The 21873-nt window shown below is 69.9% G+C and carries 20 protein-coding genes and 1 tRNA gene; 7 read left to right on the top strand and 14 right to left on the bottom strand.

Going from position 1 to position 21873, the window contains the following annotated elements:
- Positions 1-245: 245 nt before the first annotated feature.
- Positions 246-494 carry a hypothetical protein gene (locus AC1DY2_RS02215; protein WP_476760916.1) on the bottom strand — a complete coding sequence of 83 codons (249 nt, stop codon included), beginning with the start codon at positions 492-494 and terminating at the stop codon, positions 246-248.
- A gap of 613 nt (positions 495-1107) precedes the next feature.
- Positions 1108-1650: a hypothetical protein gene (locus tag AC1DY2_RS02210; protein ID WP_476760915.1), complete on the bottom strand. Its 543-nt coding sequence runs from the start codon at positions 1648-1650 to the stop codon at positions 1108-1110.
- Between the two features lie 119 nt (positions 1651-1769).
- On the opposite strand from AC1DY2_RS02210, the gene AC1DY2_RS02205 reads away from it, so the two are divergent.
- The gene (locus AC1DY2_RS02205) at positions 1770-2309 is read left to right on the top strand and encodes a peptidylprolyl isomerase (protein WP_309975698.1); all 540 of its coding nucleotides are present in this window, start codon (positions 1770-1772) and stop codon (positions 2307-2309) included.
- Between the two features lie 7 nt (positions 2310-2316).
- Positions 2317-3180, top strand: coding sequence for a rhomboid family intramembrane serine protease (locus AC1DY2_RS02200; protein WP_476760914.1), 864 nt, complete (start codon positions 2317-2319; stop codon positions 3178-3180).
- A gap of 157 nt (positions 3181-3337) precedes the next feature.
- On the opposite strand, the gene AC1DY2_RS02195 is transcribed toward AC1DY2_RS02200, so the two are convergent.
- On the bottom strand, positions 3338-3577 hold the full coding sequence (locus AC1DY2_RS02195) for a cell division protein CrgA (protein ID WP_148733012.1): 240 nt from the start codon (positions 3575-3577) through the stop codon (positions 3338-3340).
- Positions 3578-3648: 71 nt separating this feature from the next.
- Between AC1DY2_RS02195 and AC1DY2_RS02190 the strand changes: the two genes are divergently transcribed.
- From AC1DY2_RS02190 to AC1DY2_RS02180, 3 genes are read left to right on the top strand one after another with little or no spacing between them, the layout of a single operon-like run.
- Positions 3649-4452 carry a class E sortase gene (locus tag AC1DY2_RS02190; RefSeq protein WP_476760913.1) on the top strand — a complete coding sequence of 268 codons (804 nt, stop codon included), beginning with the start codon at positions 3649-3651 and terminating at the stop codon, positions 4450-4452.
- Positions 4453-4476: 24 nt separating this feature from the next.
- Positions 4477-4614 carry a hypothetical protein gene (locus AC1DY2_RS02185; RefSeq protein ID WP_476760919.1) on the top strand — a complete coding sequence of 46 codons (138 nt, stop codon included), beginning with the start codon at positions 4477-4479 and terminating at the stop codon, positions 4612-4614.
- Positions 4611-5249, top strand: coding sequence for an anthranilate synthase component II (locus AC1DY2_RS02180; protein WP_476760912.1), 639 nt, complete (start codon positions 4611-4613; stop codon positions 5247-5249). Before AC1DY2_RS02185 ends, AC1DY2_RS02180 begins: the two co-directional genes overlap by 4 nt.
- Before the next feature lie 19 nt (positions 5250-5268).
- On the opposite strand, the gene pknB is transcribed toward AC1DY2_RS02180, so the two are convergent.
- The 9 genes from pknB to AC1DY2_RS02135 form a co-directional block, all read right to left on the bottom strand.
- Positions 5269-6963 carry a Stk1 family PASTA domain-containing Ser/Thr kinase gene (gene pknB, locus AC1DY2_RS02175; RefSeq protein ID WP_476760911.1) on the bottom strand — a complete coding sequence of 565 codons (1695 nt, stop codon included), beginning with the start codon at positions 6961-6963 and terminating at the stop codon, positions 5269-5271.
- 55 nt (positions 6964-7018) lie between these two features.
- Complete coding sequence (locus AC1DY2_RS02170; protein WP_476760910.1) at positions 7019-8716, bottom strand: protein kinase domain-containing protein; 1698 nt, start codon at positions 8714-8716, stop codon at positions 7019-7021.
- Complete coding sequence (locus AC1DY2_RS02165) at positions 8713-10167, bottom strand: peptidoglycan D,D-transpeptidase FtsI family protein (RefSeq protein ID WP_476760909.1); 1455 nt, start codon at positions 10165-10167, stop codon at positions 8713-8715. The genes AC1DY2_RS02170 and AC1DY2_RS02165 overlap by 4 nt, the downstream gene beginning before the upstream one ends.
- A complete protein-coding gene (locus AC1DY2_RS02160; RefSeq protein WP_476760918.1) occupies positions 10164-11498 on the bottom strand; it encodes an FtsW/RodA/SpoVE family cell cycle protein in 1335 nt (444 codons plus the stop codon). Before AC1DY2_RS02160 ends, AC1DY2_RS02165 begins: the two co-directional genes overlap by 4 nt.
- Positions 11499-11568: 70 nt before the next feature.
- Positions 11569-12801 (bottom strand): PP2C family protein-serine/threonine phosphatase, encoded by a 1233-nt coding sequence (locus AC1DY2_RS02155; RefSeq protein WP_476760908.1) that lies wholly within the window; start codon positions 12799-12801, stop codon positions 11569-11571.
- Between the two features lie 5 nt (positions 12802-12806).
- The gene (locus AC1DY2_RS02150; RefSeq protein ID WP_309975678.1) at positions 12807-13379 is read right to left on the bottom strand and encodes an FHA domain-containing protein FhaB/FipA; all 573 of its coding nucleotides are present in this window, start codon (positions 13377-13379) and stop codon (positions 12807-12809) included.
- On the bottom strand, positions 13376-14122 hold the full coding sequence (locus tag AC1DY2_RS02145; RefSeq protein ID WP_476760907.1) for an FhaA domain-containing protein: 747 nt from the start codon (positions 14120-14122) through the stop codon (positions 13376-13378). Before AC1DY2_RS02145 ends, AC1DY2_RS02150 begins: the two co-directional genes overlap by 4 nt.
- Positions 14123-14187: 65 nt before the next feature.
- Complete coding sequence (locus AC1DY2_RS02140; RefSeq protein WP_476760906.1) at positions 14188-16701, bottom strand: glycoside hydrolase family 65 protein; 2514 nt, start codon at positions 16699-16701, stop codon at positions 14188-14190.
- A complete protein-coding gene (locus AC1DY2_RS02135; protein WP_476760917.1) occupies positions 16698-17507 on the bottom strand; it encodes an HAD family hydrolase in 810 nt (269 codons plus the stop codon). Before AC1DY2_RS02135 ends, AC1DY2_RS02140 begins: the two co-directional genes overlap by 4 nt.
- A gap of 285 nt (positions 17508-17792) precedes the next feature.
- Here AC1DY2_RS02135 and AC1DY2_RS02130 point away from each other — a divergent pair.
- Together AC1DY2_RS02130 and AC1DY2_RS02125 are read left to right on the top strand one after the other, a co-directional pair.
- A tRNA-Leu gene (locus tag AC1DY2_RS02130) sits at positions 17793-17879 on the top strand.
- A gap of 169 nt (positions 17880-18048) precedes the next feature.
- Positions 18049-20562: a glycoside hydrolase family 2 protein gene (locus AC1DY2_RS02125; protein WP_476760905.1), complete on the top strand. Its 2514-nt coding sequence runs from the start codon at positions 18049-18051 to the stop codon at positions 20560-20562.
- A 5-nt stretch (positions 20563-20567) separates the two neighbouring features.
- Here AC1DY2_RS02125 and AC1DY2_RS02120 read toward each other — a convergent pair whose 3' ends face one another.
- Positions 20568-20990, bottom strand: coding sequence for an arsenate reductase ArsC (locus tag AC1DY2_RS02120; protein WP_476760904.1), 423 nt, complete (start codon positions 20988-20990; stop codon positions 20568-20570).
- Positions 20991-21050: 60 nt separating this feature from the next.
- The coding region (locus AC1DY2_RS02115) for an NAD(P)-binding domain-containing protein (RefSeq protein WP_476760903.1) at positions 21051-21873 on the bottom strand (823 nt) is incomplete at its 5' end.

Genomic DNA, 21873 nt, shown 5'->3' with positions numbered 1-21873 from the left:
ACGACGCCGAGCCCGCCGACGGCGTGGCGCCCCCGGCGCCCCCGGCCCCTCCGGCCCCTCCGGCCGCTCCGGCCGAGGATTGACGAGCGACGGGTCGCCTCACGCGCGCAGGCCGGCGTCGACAACGCAGCGGCGAGGCCCGCCGATGCGCTCTCGACGCCGGCCTGTGCAGCCGAGGCCCCCGCGGATCTTCTCCTCGAGACGAGGTCGCTCCGCGGGGGGCTCGGTGATTCCGCCACCCATGATCAGGCGAGCGGGGTGGCGAGGGTGACCAGACGGTACTGGTCCTGGTGTGCACGCTCGGCGGACCGAGCGGTGTGACGGCGCAGGTGCACCGCGTCATGCGCACGGCGCTCGTCCTGTCGGCGGGTCCACGCGAGCAGCGCGAGACCCGCACGACGCGCGAGGCGCTCGTGCAGTTGGCGTGCCTGGGCACGCAGTTCGGTGGCTTGGCCCTGGTGAGCCGAACCGGCGGTGAGAGAACTCGTGTTCACGGTGATTCCTTCGTTGGATGGTGGTGCGGGAGATGAAGCCCGTCGACACGGTGCCGAGCGAGCGAACGGTCCGTCGGTGGTGCGGTGTGCGGTGGTGCCGGCGGCTCGCGGACGGACCGGTCGCGAGCAACGCACGTCGAAGACTCCGGGCACGCGAGGGCGCGATGGCGGAGTGTGGAGTGGCAATCGGAGGAGCCCGATTGGCGGTGGCGACCGCGGGCCCGACGATCGAACAGATCGCGAGGCGACGGATGCCGCGGCACGAATGCCGCGCGGTCACGCCGAGTGAGGCGCGGTGCCGGTCAGGCGCAGGAGCGCGTGACGACGGGGCGAACTAGCAGGCCGGCTGCGTGAGGAGGACTCCCGTGCGCCGCGCCGTGAAGATGGGCTGCTGTGACTGCATCATGGGTATCAACTCCTCTCAGGTTCTGCGTGTGTCTGACCGAGAGTTGAGACTAGCGGGGAATTCAGGCCCGACGCAAGGCGATTTCCCAGATTCGTCGGAAATCAGTGTCAGCCCTGAGCGTGGGTGCCGGCTCGGCGCTCCAGCGAGCAGCATCCGGGCATGACGAAGGCCCCGCCTGCGTCACAGGCGGGGCCCTCGAAACTCAACTCAGATCGACGGGGTCGTCGAGCTGCTCGTCATCGCACTCGTCGACGGTGTCGGCTCATCGTCGGCGACCCACAGCTCGTCGTCGGCGCGGAAGGTCTGCCAGACGGCGTACGCGACGCCGGCCGCGGCGATGATGCCCGCGCCGATCGCCAGGTAGGTGCCGACCCCGGTGCCCTTCTTCTCCTTGACGACGGCAGCGGCCCGCGGCGAGATGCGCTCGACGGCACGGCGAACGCGCGCGTCGTTGGCGATGTCGCCGATGGAGAGCACCGAGCCGAGTGCGTTGCCCAGCGTGCGCTCGGCAGAGCTGCCGGCGACACGTACGTAGCCCTTGGCCTGCTCCACTCCGGGACGCACGTAGCTCTCGTAGCCGGTGCGCACGCGCGGAACGACCTCCTCGCGCGTCAGATAGCCGAGCTGACGCTTGGCCTCCTGTGCGACGTCATTGGCGCGCTCCAGCACATCCTGCTGGACCCCCCAAAGTTCCTCCGCACTGCTGCGCAGCCGCTTGAGTTCCTTCCGGCGCTTGCGTGACAGGCTCATCTCGACCTCCATCGTTGTGCAGCGAACCCCTCCATCTTGCCACCGAAACGGCTGGAAACGGGGTGGGAGTCGGAATCCTTCATGCCGCTTGACGAATCCACGCGTGACAGAATAAGGGCATGCCGATTCCCACCGCAGTCGCGACCCTCAACACCAACCTCGGACCCATCAAGGTCGACCTGTACGGGCACCAGGCCCCGAAGACCGTCAAGAACTTCGTCGGCCTCGCGACCGGCGAGATCGAGTGGACCCACCCCGCCACGGGCGAGAAGTCGAACGACCCGCTGTACGACGGCGTCGTCTTCCACCGCATCATCCCCGGCTTCATGATCCAGGGCGGCGACCCGCTGGGCCAGGGCGTGGGCGGCCCCGGCTACCAGTTCGACGACGAGATCAACTCCGAGCTCGACTTCACCGAGCCCTACGTGCTCGCGATGGCCAACGCCGGCATCCAGGGCGGGCGCGGCACGAACGGCTCGCAGTTCTTCATCACCGTCGGCCCCACCACGTGGCTGCAGGGCAAGCACTCCATCTTCGGCAAGGTGACGGATGCCGCGAGCCAGGCCGTCGTCGACAAGCTGGCCTCGGTGCCCACCGACGGTCGTGACCGCCCGCTCGAGGACGTCGTCATCGAGAGCATCACGATCGAGCAGGCCTGACGCTCCGGTGAGTGACGCGGGAACCGATCGCACGAACTTCTGCTACCGGCATCCCGACCGGCAGAGCTACATCCTCTGCCAGCGGTGCGGGCGCACCATCTGCCCCGAGTGCCAGACGCAGGCGCCCGTCGGCGTGATCTGCCCCGAGTGCATGCGGGAGCAGCGGGCGACGGCCCCGCGCACCAAGCCCGCGGCATGGACGCGCGTGCGCTCGGCCGCCGGGCGCGGTGCTCCGGTGGTCACGTATTCCCTCATCGGCATCACCGCGCTGGTCTACCTGCTGCAGTGGATCCCCGGGCTCGGCGTGACGAACGCGCTGTTCTTCAGCCCGGTCTTCATGACCGAGGTGCTGCCCGAGCCGTGGCGTGCGATCACGTCGGTGTTCCTGCACTCGACGTCGCTGTTCGTGCACATCATCCTGAACATGTACACGCTGTGGATCTTCGGGCGGCTGCTGGAACCGATGCTCGGCCGCATCCGATTCCTGGCGCTCTACCTCATCAGCGGGCTGGCCGGATCGGTCGGGGTCGTCGTGTTCGCCGCGCCGACGACGCAGGTGCTCGGGGCATCCGGAGCGATCTTCGGCCTCATGGGCGCCTTCGTCGTCATCCAGCGCCGCCTCGGCGGCAACATGACGCAGCTGTACATCCTGCTGGCGATCAACCTCGCCATCGGGTTCATCCCCGGCGCCAACATCTCGTGGCAGGCACACCTCGGCGGTCTGATCGGTGGCGCCCTCGTGGGGCTGATCCTCCTCGAGACCCGCAACCGATCGCGGCGCGGCCTGCAGATCGGCCTGCTCATCGGGCTCACCGTCGTGCTCTTCGTCATCGGCACGGTCGTCGCCCGGTGGAAGATCGGCGCCTTCTAGTTATCCACAGCCGCATCCACAGCTGGGGAGAATTACACGGCTGTAGTTGACGCCAATACAGGGGACACGGGCACATTCAAGGGTGTGCATAACCTGTGGAGAACACGCACAGAGCGGGCGGATGCCGCAGCATCCGCCCGCTCTCAGTGCTGGTGCGTCAGCGCCAGCGCGTCGTCATGAGGAACCCGACGAACGCGATGCCGAAGCCGATGAGGATGTTCCATGAACCGAGGTCGGCGATGGGCAGCCGGCCCTGGCTCACGTAGAAGACGATGATCCAGGCGAGCCCGAGCAGCATGAAGCCGAACATGACGGGCTTGAACCAGACGGGATTGGGGGCTTCTTCGCCGCTCGCCTGCTCCGCGCGCGCGGGCTTCGATGATTTCGTACGTGCCATGCGGGCGATTCTAGCCGAGCCGGACGGGTACTCCCAGCCGAGGGTCGCCCGCGACGAATAGAATCGTCCTCATGTCCGCCGAACCGCCGCCGCGCCACGCGTCGCGCGCGGCCGCGCGCGACGAGGGTGCAGCGCGCCCTCGGCGGGTGAGCGTCGTCGGCATCCTCGGTGAGCTGCTGCTCACGGCCGGCGCGCTGATCCTCCTCTTCCTCGGCTGGCAGTTGTGGTGGAACGACGCGATCATGGCGAGCCAGCAGTCGGCCGCGGCATCCGACCTCGGCGCGGAATGGCTCGAGGAGGGCAAGGCGGCACGCGGCGACGCCCCTGCCCCAGACCCCGCGGCGTATGGCGACCCGGTCGTCGGGCCCGCCACCTACGGCGACGGCGAGGCGTTCGCGGTGATGTACGTGCCGCGCTTCGGCGAGGACTCCCAGCGACGCGTGGCTGAGGGCACCGGCCTGAACGTGCTGAACAGCACCGAGCTCGGCATCGGGCACTACCCGGGCACGCAGATGCCCGGCCAGGTCGGCAACTTCGCGATCGCCTCGCACCGCAGCGCCTACGGCGGCGGCATGCACGAGATCGAACAGCTGCAGCTGGGCGACGCGATCTACATCCAGACCGCCGACGGCTGGTACACCTACCGCTTCCGTGACTTCGAGTACGTGACCCCCTCGACCGTCGACGTGCTCGCGCCGGTGCCGCACCATCCCGACCTGCAGCCGACCGATCGCATCGTGACCCTCACGAGCTGCAACCCGCTCTACTCCACGGCGGAGCGCATCATCGCCTACGGCGTGCTCGAATCGTGGCAGCCGAGCACCGCCGGTCCGCCGGCCGAGATCGCCGACGTCGTCGCCACCTGGGGGTCCTGAGCCATGTACGGTGCGCTGTGGCGCGTGCTTCCCGGACCGGTGTGGGTGCGGATCCTCCTCGTGCTCATCCTCCTCGTCGCCGTCGTCTTCGTCCTCTTCACCTGGGTGTTCCCCTGGGTCGACGCCATCATCAACCCGATCGAAGTCACGGTGGACACATGACCCGAGTACTCGTCGTCGACAACTACGACAGCTTCGTCTACACCCTCAACGGCTACCTGCAGGAGCTCGGTGCCGAGACCGAGGTGGTGCGCAACGACGACATCGCCGTGACCGACGTGCCCGCGCGGATCCCGGAGTACGACGCGGTGCTCATCTCGCCCGGGCCCGGCAAGCCGTCGGACGCCGGCGTCTCGATCCCGGTGGTGAACGCGGCGCTCGCCTCGGGGCAGCCGATCCTCGGGGTGTGCCTCGGACACCAGGCGATCGCGGAGGCCTTCGGTGCGACGGTCACGAACGCCGAGGAGCTCATGCACGGCAAGACCTCGCGCATCACCCACGACGACAGCGACTTCTACGACGGGGTCCCCCAGCCGTTCACGGCGACGCGCTACCACTCGCTCGCCGTCGTCGACGGCACCGTGCCGAACGACCTCGTCATCACCAGCCGCACGCAGGGTGGGGTGATCATGGGCCTGCGCCACGAGAGCGCACCCATCTTCGGCGTGCAGTTCCACCCCGAGTCCGTGCTCACCGAGGGCGGCTACCGGATGCTCGGCAACTGGCTGGCCGTCGCCGGACTGCCCTCGGCGCGAGAGCGCGCAGAGCACCTCAACCCGCTGATGCGGGCGAGCTGATCCGGCTCGACCGCGTGGGTCAGCCCGCGCAGTAGGTGAGCTCGACCGACGACTTCTGCGGCACGTCCCCTGGCGCGAGCGACTGCTGTGTCACCGGCGAGCCCGGCTGCGACTTGCACGACGCGTCGGGCTTGGGCACCGGCGTGAGCTGCAGGTTCTCGGCGGACAGGTAGGACGACGCTGCTGACAGGGTCTGGCCCGTCAGGTCGGTCAGCGTCACGAGTCCGCTCGAGATGCGGAAGTCGACCGATGACCCCGACTCGGCGGAGGTGCCCGCCTCGGGCGTCGTGCCGAGCACGGTGTCGGCCGGCACCGTGGGGGAGTTCTCCCGATTCTCGGTGCCTGGAGTCAGCCCCGCCGCCTGCACGTCGGCCTTCGCCTGATCGAGCGGCTTGTTGCGCACATCGGGAACCGTCACGGGCTCCTTGCCGGTGGACACGTAGACCGTGACGGCCGTTCCGGTGTCGACGATCTCGCCGCTCGGCGGATCCGTGCGGATGACCTGGTCGGCCGGCACGGTGTCGTTGGACTCGTCGATGCGGGTCGCCGGCAGTCCCAGCTCTTGGAGCTGCTGCACCGCCTGCTCGTAGGTGCTGCCGGTGAGCACCGGGATCTCACGCGCGTTCGACGGGAGATCGTCGGTCGGCTGGAGGTTGAACGCCCAGTACATGACCGCCACGACGATCACGATCACGCCGATGATGCCCGACCAGATCCAGATGGCCGGCGGACGGCGCTGGGTGCGGGTCATCGTCTCGTCCTCGGTGAGCTGGCGCAGGGCCAGTTCCGAGCTGGAGAGGGAGCCGGTGGGTGCGCCGAAGAGCATCGTCGCCTCATCGGGCTGGCGGTGCACGGGAACGCGACCGGATGCCGCGGTGTCGACGTCGGCCCGGAACTCGGCCGCGCTCTGGTAGCGCTGCTCCCGGTTCTTCGAGAGGGCGTGCAGCACGACGGCGTCGAGTGCCGGCGAGACCTTGGGGTTGATCACGCTCGGCTTGACCGGACGCTCGCTCACGTGCTGGTACGCGACCGCGACCGGGGTGTCGCCCCGGAACGGCGGGCGACCGGTGAGCATCTCGAAGAGCACCACACCCGTCGAGTACAGGTCGGTGCGGGCGTCGACGGTCTCGCCCTTCGCCTGCTCGGGCGAGAAGTAGGACGCCGTGCCGAGGATCGCCGTGGTCTGCGCGACGGTGGTCGCCGAATCGGACACCGCTCGCGCGATGCCGAAGTCCATCACCTTCACCTGGCCGGTGGTGGTGATCATGATGTTGCCCGGCTTGATGTCGCGGTGCACGACGCCGGCACGGTGCGAGTACTCGAGCGCGGTCAGGACCCCGTCGATGACGCGCACGGCCGCAACGGGCTCGAGTGGACCGTCGTGGATGATGTCCTTAAGGAGGCGTCCTTCGACGTACTCCATCACGATGAACGGCAACTGCACCTCGTGGCCGCGGCCGTCGATGACGGTCTCCTCGCCCGCGTCGAACACGCGCACGATGGTCGGGTGCGCCATGCGGGCTGCCGACTGCGCCTCTTGGCGGAACCGCATGCGGAAGGCCGGATCGGTCGCGAGCTGCGGCTTCAGCAGCTTGATGGCGACCTGCCGGCCCAGCCGGGTGTCGCTTCCGACGTGGACGTCGGACATCCCGCCGCGACCGATGAGCGCGCCCACGCGGTAGCGCCCCGCGAGCACGCGTCCTTCATCGCTCACCGTGCAGCTCCGTCCTCGTGTCGTCTCGTGGGCCCGTCAGGGTCGAACGCCGATGCTATTCGATCTCGACCGTGAGGGCAGGGGAGAACGGCGAGTCGAGCTGGCCGCAGAAGTAGCGGTAGGTCACGTCGAACGACCCGCCCGGGGTGTTGTTGACGTTGACCTGTGCGCTGGTGGTGCCCGGACCGAAGACCGGGTTGTTCGGCACGGTGGCGTCGCCGGTGACCGAGACCTCGTAGCCGCTCAGCGTCTGGCCGGCCGGGCACGACTGGGTCGTCCAGTTGACCGTGATCTGGCCGACGTTCGGCTTGACCGGGTTGCTCGCCGTCGTGGTGGGCGCGGCGGTCGGCGCGCTCGGGGCCTCGGGCTCGGTGAGGTACGTCAGCGTGATGGTCGTGCCGGGCTGCACGGGGCCGCTCGGGTTGACCTCGGAGACGGTGTTCGCGAGTCCGGGCTCGGTCGCGGCGCCGCCGGCCTCGCGGACGACGGGCAGGCCGAGCGCCTCGATCTGCGCCGCTGCATCGTCGACGTTCATGCCGATGTAGGAGTTGCGGTCGATCTGGATGGTCTGCGGCGCCTCGGTCGTGGGCGGCGCGCTCGTCGGCGGGGTCGTCGTCGTCGTGCTCGCCGTCGGGCGGCTCGACGTGGATGCGGGGTCCTTGCCGCCGTTGTTGTTCATCGCGAGGGCGATGATGGTGCCGATGAGCACGATCGCGAGGATCGCGATGAGCACGATCAGCGGCCAGGTCCACGGGCTGCGCTTCTTCTTCGCGGGCTCGTCCTCGATGACCTCGGCGTCGACCACCCCGCCGGCGGCGGCAGACGGCAACACGGTGGTGGCGGCGGTCGCACCCGACTGGGGCATGAGCATCGTCGCGGCGGTGAGGCCGGCCGCGCCGAGCACCGCGGGCACCGCGGCCGCAGCGCCCTGCACGTCGCCACGCCGCAGGGCGGTGGCCGCGCGTGCGAGGTGCGCCGCCGACTGCGGACGATCGGCGGGGTTCTTGGCGATGCACGCGTAGACGAGGTTGCGCACCGGCTCGGACACGGTGACGGGGAGGTCGGGCGGCGTCTCGTTGATCTGCGCCATCGCGATGGCGACCTGGGACTCGCCCGTGAAGGGGCGACGGCCAGCGAGCGCCTCGTACGCGACGATGCCGAGCGAGTAGATGTCGGTGGTCGGCGAGGCAGGGTGACCCGAGGCCTGCTCGGGCGAGAGGTACTGCACGGTGCCCATGACCTGGCCGGTGGCGGTGAGCGGCACCTGGTCGGCGATCCGGGCGATGCCGAAGTCGGTGATCTTCACCCGCCCGTCGGGCGTGATGAGGAGGTTGCCGGGCTTGATGTCGCGGTGCACGAGGCCGGCCGCGTGCGCGGCCTGGAGCGCCGCCGCCGTCTGCGCGACGATGTCGAGCACCTTGTCGGTGGAGAGCACGTGCTCGCGCTCGAGGATGGTCGAGAGCGCCTCGCCGGGCACGAGCTCCATCACGAGGTAGGCGCTGCCATCTTCTTCGCCGTAGTCGAAGACGTTCGCGATGCCCTCGTGGTTGACGAGTGCGGCGTGCCGGGCCTCGGCGCGGAAGCGCTCGAGGAATCCGGGGTCGCCGAGGTACTCATCCTTCAGGATCTTGATCGCCACCTGGCGGCCGATCACGAGGTCGGTGGCCTGCCACACTTCGCCCATGCCGCCGATGGCGATCCGGGACTGCAGCTCGTAGCGCCCTCCGAAGGTGAGCCCTGCGCTCGGTCTCATTTGTTCAGCACCGCCTCTAGTACCTGCTTTGCGATGGGTGCGGCGATGAGATTGCCGTACCCCTCCTGACCAAGTCCCCCGCCATCCTCCACGAGTACCGTGATCGCATACTGAGGGTCGTCGGCGGGGGCAAAACCCGTGAACCAGAGAGTGTAGGGGTCACTCTCTCCGTTCTCTGCGGTACCGGTCTTACCGGCCACGCTGACGCCGTCTATTCTTGCATTACTCGCAGCCCCGTTTTCGACGCCGTTGGTCATCATCTGCACCATGGTGGCGGCCGTCTCCTGGCTGATCGCACGGCCGTATTCGACGGGCTCGAACTCCTGCAGCGGCGAGAAGTCGGGCGCCGTGATCGCGTCGACCAGATCGGGCTCCATGACGATGCCGCCGTTGGCGATCGCGGCCGAGACCATCGCCATCTGCAGGGGGGTCGCACGCACGTCGCCCTGTCCGAACGCGGTGAGCGCCGTCTGCGGTTCGTCGAGCGCGCGCGGGTAGACGCTGGGCTCGGTCGCCGTGGGGATCTCGAACTCGTGGTTGAACCCGAACTTCTCGGCCTGCTCGCGGATCGCGGCGTCGCCGAGCTCCATGCCGAGCTCGGCCATGGGGATGTTGCACGACAGCCGCAGCGCGTCGGCGAGGGTCACCTCGGCGCCGGGGCCGCACGTGCCACCGCCGGAGTTGCGGACCACTGCGTCGGTGCCGGGCAGCGTCAGCGACGCCGGGTTGGGGAACGTCGACTCGGGCGTGTACTTGCCCGACTCCAGGGCGGCCGCCACCACGACGAGCTTGAACGTGGATCCGGGCGGGTTCATGTCGCCGCCCGTCGCGCGGTTGGTGAGCGGGTCGCTCGGATCGGCGAGGAGCGCGTCGTACGTGGCCTGCACCTGCTCGGTGTCGTGCACGACGAGGGTGTTGGGGTCGTACGTCGGCTTCGAGACCATGGCGAGGATTCGCCCGGTCGACGGTTCGGTGACCACGACCGAGCCGGTGTAGTCGCCCAGGGCGTCCCACGCGGCCTGCTGGGCGACCGGGTCGATGGCCACCTCGACGGATGCCCCCATCGGGTCCTGCCCGGAGATGATGCGGTTCAGCGAGTCGAAGAACTGGCTGGACGACTGCCCGCTCAGATAGGAGTTGAGCGACCGCTCGAGGCCGGTGGCCTCACCGTTCACCGGGATGTAGCCCGTCACGGCCGCGTAGAGCGCGCCCGGGGTGTAGACGCGCTGGAACTTGTAGTTGTCGTCGGTGGGAGTCGAGTAGGCGATGGGCTCGCCGCCCACGAGGATCGGCCCGCGCTCCACGGAGTAGCTCTCGTACAGCGTGCGGGAGTTGCGCGGGTCGGCCGCGAGGGCGTCGGCCTGCACGTACTGGATGATCGTCGACGAGACGAACAAGGCGAGGAACATGAGGAGCGCGACGATCGTCACGCGCTTGAGCTCACGATTCATCCGTCGATCACCAGCCTCGGATGGTTGCGAACGGTGTCGGACAGCCGCAGCAGCAGCGCCACGATGATCCAGTTGGCGACGAGCGACGAGCCGCCCGCCGCCAGGAAGGGCGTGGTGAGGCCCGTCAGCGGGATCACGCGGGTGACGCCGCCGACCACGATGAACACCTGCAGCGCCAGCACGAAGGCGAGGCCCACGCCGAGGAGCTTGCCGAAGTCGTCCTGTCCGGCGAACCCGATGCGGAAGCCGCGGGCGACGAAGAGCACGTAGAGCGCGAGGATCGCGAACACGCCCGCGAGGCCGAGCTCCTCGCCGAGGCTGGCGATGATGTAGTCGCTCTGCGGCACGGGCGTGATGTCGGGCCGGCCCTCGCCCCATCCGGTGCCGATGAGGCCGCCGTTCGCCAGGCCGAACAGGCCCTGCACGAGCTGGTAGCTGCCGCCGAACTCCTGGTCGAAGCGCTCGGGGCTGAACGGATCGAGCCAGTTCGCGAAGCGGTTGCCCACGTAGTCGAGCGTCTGGCTGGCCACGAGGGCGCCGCCGATGAACAGGCTCAGCCCGAGCACGACCCAGGAGAGCCGGCTGGTGGCCACGTAGAGCATGACGAGGAACAGCCCGAAGTACAGGAGCGCCGTTCCGAGGTCGCGTTGGAAGACGATGACCGCCATCGAAAGGGCCCACACCACGAGCAGCGGCCCGAGGTCGCGAGCCCGCGGGAACCGCATGCCGAGGAACTTGCGCCCGACCATCGAGAGCGAGTCGCGGTTGCGCACCAGGTAGCCTGCGAAGAACACGGCGAGGGCGATCTTCGCGATCTCACCGGGCTGGAAGGTCGCGATGTCGCCGAACCCGATCCAGACCCTCGCCCCGCTCACCTCGCGGCCGATGCCGGGCAGGAGGGGAAGCAGGAGCAGCACGATCGCGAGGAGTCCCGAGACATAGGTGTAGCGGAACAGCACCCGGTGATTGCGGATGACGAGGATGGTCACGATGGCGGCGATGATCGCGATCGCGCTCCAGGCGATCTGCCGCACCGAGGCGCTCTCCCACCCGGTCTCGCCGTCGGCGATGTCGATGCGATAGATCATCGCGATGCCGAGCCCGTTGAGCACGGTCGCGATCGGCAGCAGGAACGGGTCGGCGTCGCGCGCGACGAAGCGCATGGCGATGTGCAGCCCGAAGACGAGGGCCGACAGACCCGCGCCGAGCAGCACGAGCTGCGTGTCGACGCGCCCCATCGCACCGAGCTGCACGAGCACGATCGCCGAGGCGTTGATGAAGCAGGCGACGATGAGCAGCCAGAGCTCCATGTTGCGCAGCTTCTGCGGCATGCGGATGCGGCGCACGGGAGTCGTGGGCGGCCCTCCGGCGGGCGATGCCTCGGCGATGCGGCCGGCGCGGTCAGTCAACGGAGTCCTCCAGTCGCTGCACGATGCGGTAGGCCTCGGAGAACGAGCCGGCGCTGATCGTCTGCTCCACGCGCTGCTGGTCGTAGGTGCGCAGATCGGCGACGTCGACCGTGGTCTCGGTGTGCAGCTCGTGCAGCGAGATGGGGCCGAGATCCTGCTGGATGCCCTGGAAGATCGCGACCCGGCCGTTGGACTCGCCGACGTAGTAGCGGGTCTGCGTCCACTGGTAGCCGAGCACGAACACCGCCACGATCGCCGCGACGAGCAGCACGATCCAGAAGCTCCACACCAGGCGACGGCGTCGGCGACGGCGGGCGTCCTCCTCGATGAGCTCGTCGAAGTAGTCGGCCGAGTCGGGCTCGAAGTGCGTCTCCTGCACGGGGTGCGGCCGGAACGGCGCGAGACGGATGCCGCGGGCACGCGCCGGCTCGGCCGCCGCACCGAACGCGAGCGGGGCCGCCGCCGAGCCGACCACGAGCGGCGGGGTCGCGGGAGCGGGTGGATCGCCGATGTCCACGACGACGACGGTGACGTTGTCGGGGGCGCCGCCGTCGAGCGATGCCTTCACGAGGCGGTCGGCGACCTGCTTGGCACCCGCGTCGGACGCCATGATCTCGAGGATCTCGTCGAACGACACGACACCCGAGAGACCGTCGGAGCAGAGCATCCATCGGTCGCCGGCGCGCGTGTCGAGCACCATCGAGTCGATCTCGGGGGAGGCCTCGACGTCGCCGAGCACGCGCATGAGCACCGACCGGCGGGGGTGGACCATCGCCTCCTCGGCGGTGATGCGGCCGGCGTCGACGAGGCGCYGCACGAAGGTGTGGTCGATCGAGATCTGGCTGAGCTCGCCCGAACGCAGGAGGTAGATGCGCGAGTCGCCGATGTGGGAGATGACCACGCGATCGCCGTCGAGCAGCAGGGCGCTGACGGTCGTTCCCATGCCGGTGAGCTCGGAGTGCTCGGCGACGGTCTCGGCGAGCTGGCGGTTCGCCGCGATCAGGGCGCCCTCGAGCGCGGCCGCGGCGACCGGCGCGGATTCGTAGTCGTCGTCGGCCTCCGCGATGCGCCGCGTGGCGATCGCGCTCGCGACGTCGCCGCCGGCGTGCCCGCCCATGCCGTCGGCGACGAGGAACAGGTTGCGCCCGGCGTAGCCGGAGTCCTGGTTGTTCGCGCGGATCCGTCCGACGTGCGAGACCGCAGCGCTCGCCTTGACCGTGGCCATGGGCGCTACCGCCGCAGCTCGAACGTCGTCGCTCCGACCTTGACGGTGGCTCCGAGCGGGATGGGCGTCGGCACGGTCACTCGGGAGCCGTTGAGGAAGGTGCCGTTCGTGGAGTCGAGGTCCTGGATCATCCAGCGGCCGTTCCACAGCATGAGTCGGGCGTGGTGCGTGGAGGTGTAGTCGTCGCGGATGATGATCGCCGAGTCGCTGGAGCGGCCGATGGTGATCTCGTCGCGCCCGAGCGGGAACTCGGCGCCGGCCTTCTGCCCGCTCGTGATCACCAGGCGGGTGGCGTTCTCGGTGGACGCGGTCTCGTTGCCTCCGACGGATGCGGGCGCGGCCGGATGGGACACGGCCGCGGTCGGGGCGGACGGCGATGCGCCAGCAGCGACCGGCGCCGCGGCGGCCACGGGGAACGCCGCAGCCGGCGCAGGCGACGCGGCCGCGGCATCCGGCTGCAGCTTGCGCACGCGCTGGCCGAACAGGTCGCTGCGCAGCGAGTAGACGATCGCGAAGATGAAGACCCAGAGCAGCAGCAGGAATCCGAGCTGGAGGACCAGGAGGGTGAGTTCGCTCATTCGCCGGGCCCCCAGAACCCGCCCATGTCGTGGCGCTGGGTGGCCGGGTCGGCGGCGGCTCGACCCGCGGCAGGCCCGGAGGCCTGCGCGAGGACGCGGAAGACGATGCGGGAGCGGCCGATCGTGATCACCGAGTCGGGCTCGAGCACCGCGTCCTTCACGGGAGCGCCGTTCAACTGGGTGCCGTTCGTGGACCCGAGGTCGCGGACGCGCGCCCGGGTGCCGTCCCATTGCACCTCGACATGCCGCCGCGAGGCGCCCGAGTCGTCGAGGGTGACGTCGGCCTCGCTGCCGCGCCCGATCACGGTGCGACCCTTCAGGATCGGGTAGCGCTTGCCGGCGACGTCGAGCACCGGCGTCCACGCGACCTGGCCCTTCACGTTGCTCGAGTCGACCTGCACCATGCCCTCGGCGAGGCCCTCGTCGGGCCGGAGGCTGATCGAGATGCCCCCCGCGAACTGGAAGCGCTGGCTGGCGGCGTGCTTCTGCACGAGATCGGTGAGCTCGTCGATGAGGGCCGGGCCAAGGCCCGCCATGCGGTCGTGGTCGGTCGGCGACATCCGCACGGTGAACATGTTCGGCACGAGCACGCGGTCGCGTGACACCACTGCGGCCTTCGTGTCGATCTCGCGCTTCAGCGCCGCGGTGATCTCGACGGGCTGCAGCCCCGAGCGGAAGGTCTTCGCGAAGGCGCCGTTGACCGCGCGTTCGAGACCCTTCTCGAAGTTGTCCAGTAGGCCCACAGGTCTCCCGATCCCGTTCCGTGATTGTGTGACATGCTAGCCGCAGCGGCTGAGAACCCCCTCGTTCAGTCGACCGGAATCGCCGTTTCCTCCTCGTCGACGTCGAGTGAGAGCGTCGGGATCGACGCGGTGAGATACGTGCCGTCGGCGCGCCGCGAGCCGGTGACGTCGCGCATCGTCGGGGCGCCGTAGAGCCGCGGCCCCTGGCCCTCGAGCGGCACCGTCACCGGCGCCTCACTCGTCACCAGCACCTCGGCGCCGCGCACCCGGACCCGGGCCTCGTCGCCGACCTCGACCGTGAACTCGATCGACTGCGGGCGCAGGGTCACGCGCACCCTGGTGTCGCGCAGCGTGATGCGGAACACCAGTTCCTTCCACTCGTCGGGGAGGCGCGGGTCGAACGTGAAGACGCCGTTGTGGTCGCGGAATCCGCCGAACCCGGACACCAGCGCGCTCCACACGCCGCCCGTCGAGGCGACGTGCACGCCGTCGGAGGCGTTGTGGTGCAGGTCGGCGAGGTCGACGTAGAGGGCGGAGCGGAAGTACCGGATCGCGAGCTCGTGGTAGCCGACCTCGGCGGCCATGATCGACTGCACGACCGCCGAGAGCGTGGAATCGCCCGTGGTCAGCGGGTCGTAGTACTCGAAGTCGGCGCGCTTCATCTCGGTCGTGAACCGGTCGCCCTGGAGGTAGAGCGCGAGCACCACGTCGGCCTGCTTCAGCACCTGGAAGCGGTAGATGACGAGGGGGTGGTAGTGCAGCAGCAGCGGACGGCGGTCTTCGGGGGTGTTCTCGAGGTCCCACAGCTCCTTCTGCAGGAACGCCGAGTCCTGCGGGTGGATGCCGAGCTGCTCGTCGTACGGGATGTGCATGTGGGCCGCCGCACGCCGCCAGCTCGCGACCTCGGCGGGGGTCACGCCGAGCCGCGCGACCATCTTGTGATAGGCGAGCGCATCGTTCACCTGCAGGTTGTCGACCGCGGATGCCGCGGAGGCGAGGTTGAACCGCGCCATCACGTTCGTGTACAGGTTGTCGTTCACGACGGTGGTGTACTCGTCGGGTCCGGTCACCCCGTGGATGTGGAACACGTCGTCGGCGTTGGTGGACCTCCAGAAGCCGAGGTCCTCCCACATGCGGGCGGTCTCGACGAGGATGTCGATCGCGCCGCGGGCGAGGAAGTCCACGTCGCCGGTGGCCGCCACGTACTGGCACAGCGCATAGGAGATGTCCGCATCGATGTGGTACTGCGCGGTGCCCGCCGCGTAGTAGGCCGACGACTCCTGGCCGTTGATCGTGCGCCACGGGAACAGGGCCCCGAGCTGGTTCAGCTCCATCGCGCGGGCGCGGGCGGCGTCGAGCATCCGCTGCCGGAAGCGCAGCACGTTGCGCGCGACGATCGGGGCCGTGTAGCTGAGGAACGGGAGGACGTAGACCTCGCTGTCCCAGAAGTAGTGGCCCCCGTAGCCCGAACCCGACACGCCCTTCGCCGCCACGCCGTCGCCGTCGGTGCGCGCGGTGGCCTGTGCGAGCTGGAAGAGGTTCCACCTCGTGGCCTGCTGCAGCTCGGGCTGGTCGGTGATCTGCACGTCGGAGCGCGCCCAGAAGTCGTCGAGCCAGGCACGCTGCTGCGCGAAGATCTCGGCGACACCGAGCTCGGCCGCCCGGTCGAGCGTGCGGTCGCTGCGGTCGGCGAGCTCGCGCGCTGGCACGGTGCGGGCGGTGTGGTAGCTGATCGTCTTCGTGATGCGGATCGGCTTGCCCTGCCGGGCGTGCACCCGGTAGATGTGCTTGGCGAGGTCGTCGCCGATGGAGCCGGATTCGGAGAAGTCGTTCTCGGTCGTGATCGAGTGCTCGGCGCCGACCGCGATCGTCATGCCCGAGTTGGTGGTCTGGTAGCCGAGCATGTAGCGGGAGCCCTCGGCACGCTTCACCCGGGGCTGCATCACGCGGTCGATGAACTGCTCCGCCTTGCGGGGGTCGAAGCCGGCCGGGGCCTCGCTCACGCCCGAACGGTACTCGTCGCGCCCATCCTGGCGGTTCAGGATCTGGCTCGAGATGGTGATCGCCGCGTCGGCGTCGAGCATCTCGACCTCGTAGTCGATGACCGCGAGGTGCCGGTCGGTGAACGACGCCATGCGCCGGCTGGTGATGAGCACCCGCTTGCCCGACGGGGTGCGCCACTCGATCGAGCGCTGCAGGGAGCCGAGGCGGAAGTCGAGCCGGCGCTCGTACGCGAGGATCTCGGCGATCGTCAACACGAGCGGCTCGTCGTCGACGTAGAGGCGGATGACCTTCGCGTCGGGCGCGTTCACGATGGTCTGCCCCACGCGTGCGAATCCGAACGCCTCCTCGGCGTGACGGATGGGCCACGTCTCGTGGAAGCCGTTCACGAACGTGCCGTGCATGTGGCCGTCGCGGCCCTCCTCCACGTTGCCGCGGAGGCCCAGGTACCCGTTGCCCACGGCGAAGAGGGTCTCGGTGCGACCCATGTCGGCGACGCCGAACTCGGTCTCGGTCAGCGCCCACTCGTCGATGGGGAACCGGTTCCGGTTCAGCGGGTCGTGGTCGGCGAACCTCATGGACGGTCCTCTCGGGTGGAGCCGGGTGCGGGGGTGGGGGTGGTGTCGTCGGTTCCGGATGCCGCTGCGGCGCGCTCGACCGCCGGGACCAGCTCGTCGAGCTCGTCGACGATCACGTCGGCGCCGAGCTCCTCGAGCGCCTCACGGCCGACGCCGCGATCGACGCCGATGACGATACCGAACTCTCCGGCCGCGCCGGCCTTCACGCCCGATTCCGCGTCCTCGACGACCGCGCACGCCTCGGTCGGCAGGCCGAGCAGCTCGGCGGCCCGCTCGAACGTGTCGGGCTCGGGCTTGCCGGGCAGGCCCTCGCGGGCCGCGACCGCGCCGTCGACGACGACCTGGAAGCGGTCGGCGAGCCCGGCGGCCGCGAGCACGAGGGGCGCGTTCTTCGAGCTCGAGACGACGGCGACCTCGGCTCCGGACGCGATGACGGCGTCGAGCAGGGCGACGCTCGTGGCGTACGGCTCGACGCCCTCCTCGGCGAGGGTGGCGTTGAAGGCGTCGTTCTTGCGATTGCCGAGCCCGTGCACGGTGTCGAGCGTCGCGGCATCCGTCACGTCGCCCTCGTCGACCACGATGCCGCGGCTCTCGAGCAGCGAACGCACGCCGTCGTAGCGCGGCTTGCCGTCGATGTAGGCGAAGTAGTCGTCGTCGGAGTAGGGGGCGGCGTCGTGCGCCTCCAGGAACGGCGTGAACAGGCGCGACCAGGCGTGCATGTGCACCACCGCCGTGGGCGTGAGCACGCCGTCGAGGTCGAAGAGCCAGCCGCGGATGCCGCTGAGGTCGACGTCAGCCGGATGGATCGGGCCGCGTCGGGCGGACTGCCCTTCGGGCGAGGGGGGAATGGGGGAGGAGTCTGGCGAGGTCACCGCCGTCCTTTCGTCGAATCGGTCAGGGCACCGGTACCGCAGATCGATGCTATTCCCGGCGGCGGGGGAGCGCGAGGCCGGAGTCGGACTCTGAGGAATCACGGAGGGTCCTCGCGGCATCCGCTCGACGTACCCGCGCCAAGCGCGGCCTCGAATGGTGCTGTGGGCTGCGAGATGTTAGGCTCTCGTGGCTGGACGCACTTCGGTGCATCCGCACGTGCGCGAGTGGCGGAATTGGCAGACGCGCTGGCTTCAGGTGCCAGTACTCGCAAGGGTGTGGGGGTTCAAGTCCCCCCTCGCGCACCATCCCGAAACGGCCCGGACCTCACTGAGGTGCCGGGCCGTCGTCGTTCCCGGACGCCCCATTCCGGCGGGTTGCGCTCGTGACCGCACCTCGCCTCGTTCCCCCTGATCGAGCTGTCGGGGGCGGCATCACGTGACGCAGACGATCGAACCGACCACAATGGAGCACATCATGAGCGCGGTGCGGCGACCCCTCCACTCGGGGTGGCGGGTCCGGGCGGGGTCCGGGCCCGTACCCGACGCCGTCGCGGCCGGCATGACGGGGGCGACGGATGCCGCCGGCGGCGCCGGCCACGGGATCCCGGCGGTCGTGCCCGGGGTCGTGCACCTCGACCTCATGCGCGCGGGGTTGATCCCCGATCCGTACCTCGACGACAACGAGTCGGCGCTCAGCTGGATCGGGCTCGTCGACTGGACGTACGAGACGACGTTCGCGCTTCGCGCCGACGAGCTCGCCGCGGCATCCGTGCACGACCTCGTCTTCGACGGCCTCGACACCGTGGCGACGCTGTCGCTGAACGACACCGTGATCGCCGAGGTCGCGAACCAGCACCGCGGCTACCGCTTCGACGTGACCCGGCTGCTGCGCGCGGGCGAGAACCGCCTGGTCGTGGCGTTCCGCAGCCCGGTGAAGTACGCGGACGCCCAGAGCCTTGCGCTCGGCGCGCGCCCGCGTCCGTACCCGACGCCGTTCGACGCGATCCGCAAGTCGGCGTGCAGCTTCGGGTGGGACTGGGGCATCGCGACGTCGACGAGCGGCATCTGGCGGCCGGTGCGGCTCGAGTCGTGGTCCGTCGCCCGGCTCGAGGAGGTGCGGGTGCGGGCCGAGGCCGACGGACCGGGCGGGTTCGTCGTCGCCGACGTCGCGGTCGCGCACGCCCCAGGGGTCATCGAGGCACCACCGCTGCTCGTGTCCGTCGCCGTGGCCGGCCCGGGCCTCGAGGAGGTTCGCTCGGCCGTCGTCGAGGTCGTGGGCGGCCGGGCGCGTGTGCGCCTCCATCTTCGGAACGCCGAGCGCTGGTGGCCCGCCGGCTACGGTGATCAGCCTCTCTACGTCGTTGACGTGCGGCTCCATTCGGACGAGGTGATCGACGCGACCCATCGCACCGTGGGCTTCCGTGACCTGCGCTGGAACGCCGAGCCCGACGCCGACGGCACGCCGTTCCAGCTGATCGTCAACGACCGGCCGGTGTTCGTGAAGGGCGCGAACTGGATCCCCGACGACGCGTTCCCGGTGCGGGTCGACCGCGCCCGCTACCGCCAGCGGCTCGAGCAGGCGCGCACCGCCGGGCTGAACCTCATCCGGGTCTGGGGCGGCGGCATCTACGAGGCCGACGCGTTCTACGAGCTCTGCGACGAGCTCGGACTGCTCACCTGGCAGGACTTCCTCTTCGCGTGCTCGGCGTACGCCGAGGAGGAGCCGCTGCGCTCGGAGGTCGCGGCGGAGGCCCGCGAGAACATCGTGCGCCTCGCGCACCACGCCTCGCTGTGCCTGCTCACCGGCAACAACGAGAACCTGTGGGGCTACGAGGACTGGGGCTGGAAGCTCCGGCTCGACGGGAAGACGTGGGGCGCCTATTACTACCACGAGCTGTTCCCGAGCCTCATCGAGGAGCTCGCGCCGCACGTGCCGTACGCGCCCGGCAGCCCGTTCAGCCCCGGCGGCGAGCACCCGAACGACGAACGCCACGGCACCATGCACGTCTGGGACCTCTGGAACCAGAAGGACTGGCCGCACTACCGCGACACCGCTCCGCGCTTCGTCGCCGAGTTCGGATGGCAGGGCCCGCCGGCCTGGTCGACGCTCACCCGTGCGATCAGCGACGACCCGCTCACGCCCGAGTCGCCCGGCATGATCGTGCACCAGAAGGCGATCGACGGCAACGTGAAGCTCACCGACGGGCTCGTTCGGCACTACCGCGTGCCCGCCGACATGGAGACCTGGCACTGGGCGATGCAGCTGAACCAGGCCAATGCGATCTCGTGCGCRCTCGAGCACTACCGCTCGCACGCGCCGCGCACCGCGGGCGCCGTCGTGTGGCAGCTGAACGACTGCTGGCCGGTCACGTCGTGGGCCGCGGTCGACGGCGACGGCCGTGAGAAGCCGCTGTTCCACGCCGTCCGCAACGCGTTCGCGCCGCGCGTCGTCACCGTGCAGCCGCGGGGCGACGGCCTGGCCGCGGTGATCGGCAACGACACGGACGACGAATGGCAGGGCCGGCTCGACTTCGAGCTGCGCGGCTTCGACGGCTCAGTCCGTCGACGTGCGTTCGCTGCCGTCGCGGTCGCACCCCGGTCGTCCGAGACGGTGGAGGTGCCTGATGGGCTCGCCGAGGCGACGGATGCCGCGGGCGAGCTGCTCATCGCCGAGCTGAGCGGCGTGCGCGGCCTCTGGTACTTCGCCGAGCCGCGCGACAGCGCCCTCGCCGATCCGCAGCTCGAGGTGGAGGTCGGTGCCGAGGAGGGCGGCTTCGCCGTCACGGTCACCGCGGGCGCGACGCTCGTGCGCGACGTGACGCTGCTCATCGACAAGGTCGAACCGGCGGCATCCGTCGACTCTGGGCTCGTCACTCTGCTGCCGGGGGAGTCGTGGACGTTCCACGTGCGTGGCGTCGTCGCGCTCGACGCGGAGGCCGTGTGCGACCCGAGGGTGCTGCGCAGCGGCAACCAGCTGATCCCCGCGTGAGCGGGTCAGGCCGATGCGGCCTCGGGGAACAGCTCGCGCAGGAGCGCCTCGATGCGCTGCCTGATCTCGTCGCGGATCGGCCGCACCGCGTCGATGCCCTGGCCTGCCGGGTCGTCGAGCTCCCAGTCCTCGTAGCGCTTGCCGGGGAAGATGGGGCAGGCGTCGCCGCAGCCCATGGTGATCACGACGTCGGATTTCTTGACCGCGTCGACGGTGAGGATCTTGGGCGTGTTGCCGGCGATGTCGATGCCCTCCTCGGCCATCGCCTCGACGGCCACCGGGTTGATCTCGTCCTTCGGCTCGGAGCCGGCCGAGAGCACCTCGACGCGGTCGCCGCCGAGGGCCTTCAGGTAGCCGGCGGCCATCTGCGATCGACCGGCGTTGTGCACGCAGACGAAGAGGACGGTGGGGGTGTCGGTCGGAGTCATGAGTCCTCGTGAGCGCTGGAGGCGGGTTCGGGGGAGGCGGTGCGCGGGTTCGCGGGCATCTTACGAGCAGCAGGTGAACGCGGCTGTCGCGTCGGTGCCGCACGATGCCCCGTCGGCGGGGAGGCTCGTCGAGCACACGCCCGTGGCGGGCAGCTCGAGCTGGACCTGGGAGGCCGCCGCCGTGTCGCCGGCGAGCCAAGCGGTGATCGAGCGCACCTGCTCGTACCCGGTGGCGAGCAGGAACGTCGGCGCGCGGCCGTAGCTCTTCATGCCGGCCAGGAAGAAGTTCGGCTCGGGATGCTGCAGCTCGGCGAAGCCGTGCGGTTCGACGGTGCCGCACGTGTGCACATTCGGGTCGATGAGGGGCGCGAGACGCCGGGGCGCCTCGACAATGTCGTCGAGCTCGAGGCGGATCTCGCGGAGCATGTCGAGGTTCGGCCGGAAGCCGGTGGCGTTCACCACGAGGTCGGTGCGATGCTCGATGAGCTGCCCGTCGCGGGCGCCGATGAGTCGCACGCCCTCGTCGGTGCGCCCGAGCCGCACGATCTCGAAGCGGTCGACGACCGCGATGGGCCCTGAGGCCACAAGGGCGTCGACGCGGCGGCCGATGTTGGCGCGAGCGGCGAGTCCGTCGTCGTCGGAGGTGGTGACGCGCACCGCGCTCGCGTTTCGGATCAGCCAGGTGATGCGGGTGTCCGGCTCGTGCTCGGCGAGCTCCGCCAGTGCGAGCAGCGTGTTGGCAGCGGAGTGGCCGGCGCCGACGACGGTCGTGTGCCGGCCGGCGAACCGTGCGCGGTCGCGGCCGAGCACGTCGGGCAGCGCGTGGCTGACCCGATCGGCGACGTCGGGGAGCCCCAGCGGCTCGAGGCCCGACGAGCCGAGG

The sequence above is a fragment of the Agromyces sp. P1_H4 genome, from assembly GCF_056405255.1.
This window is presented reverse-complemented; position numbering and strand designations above follow the sequence as displayed.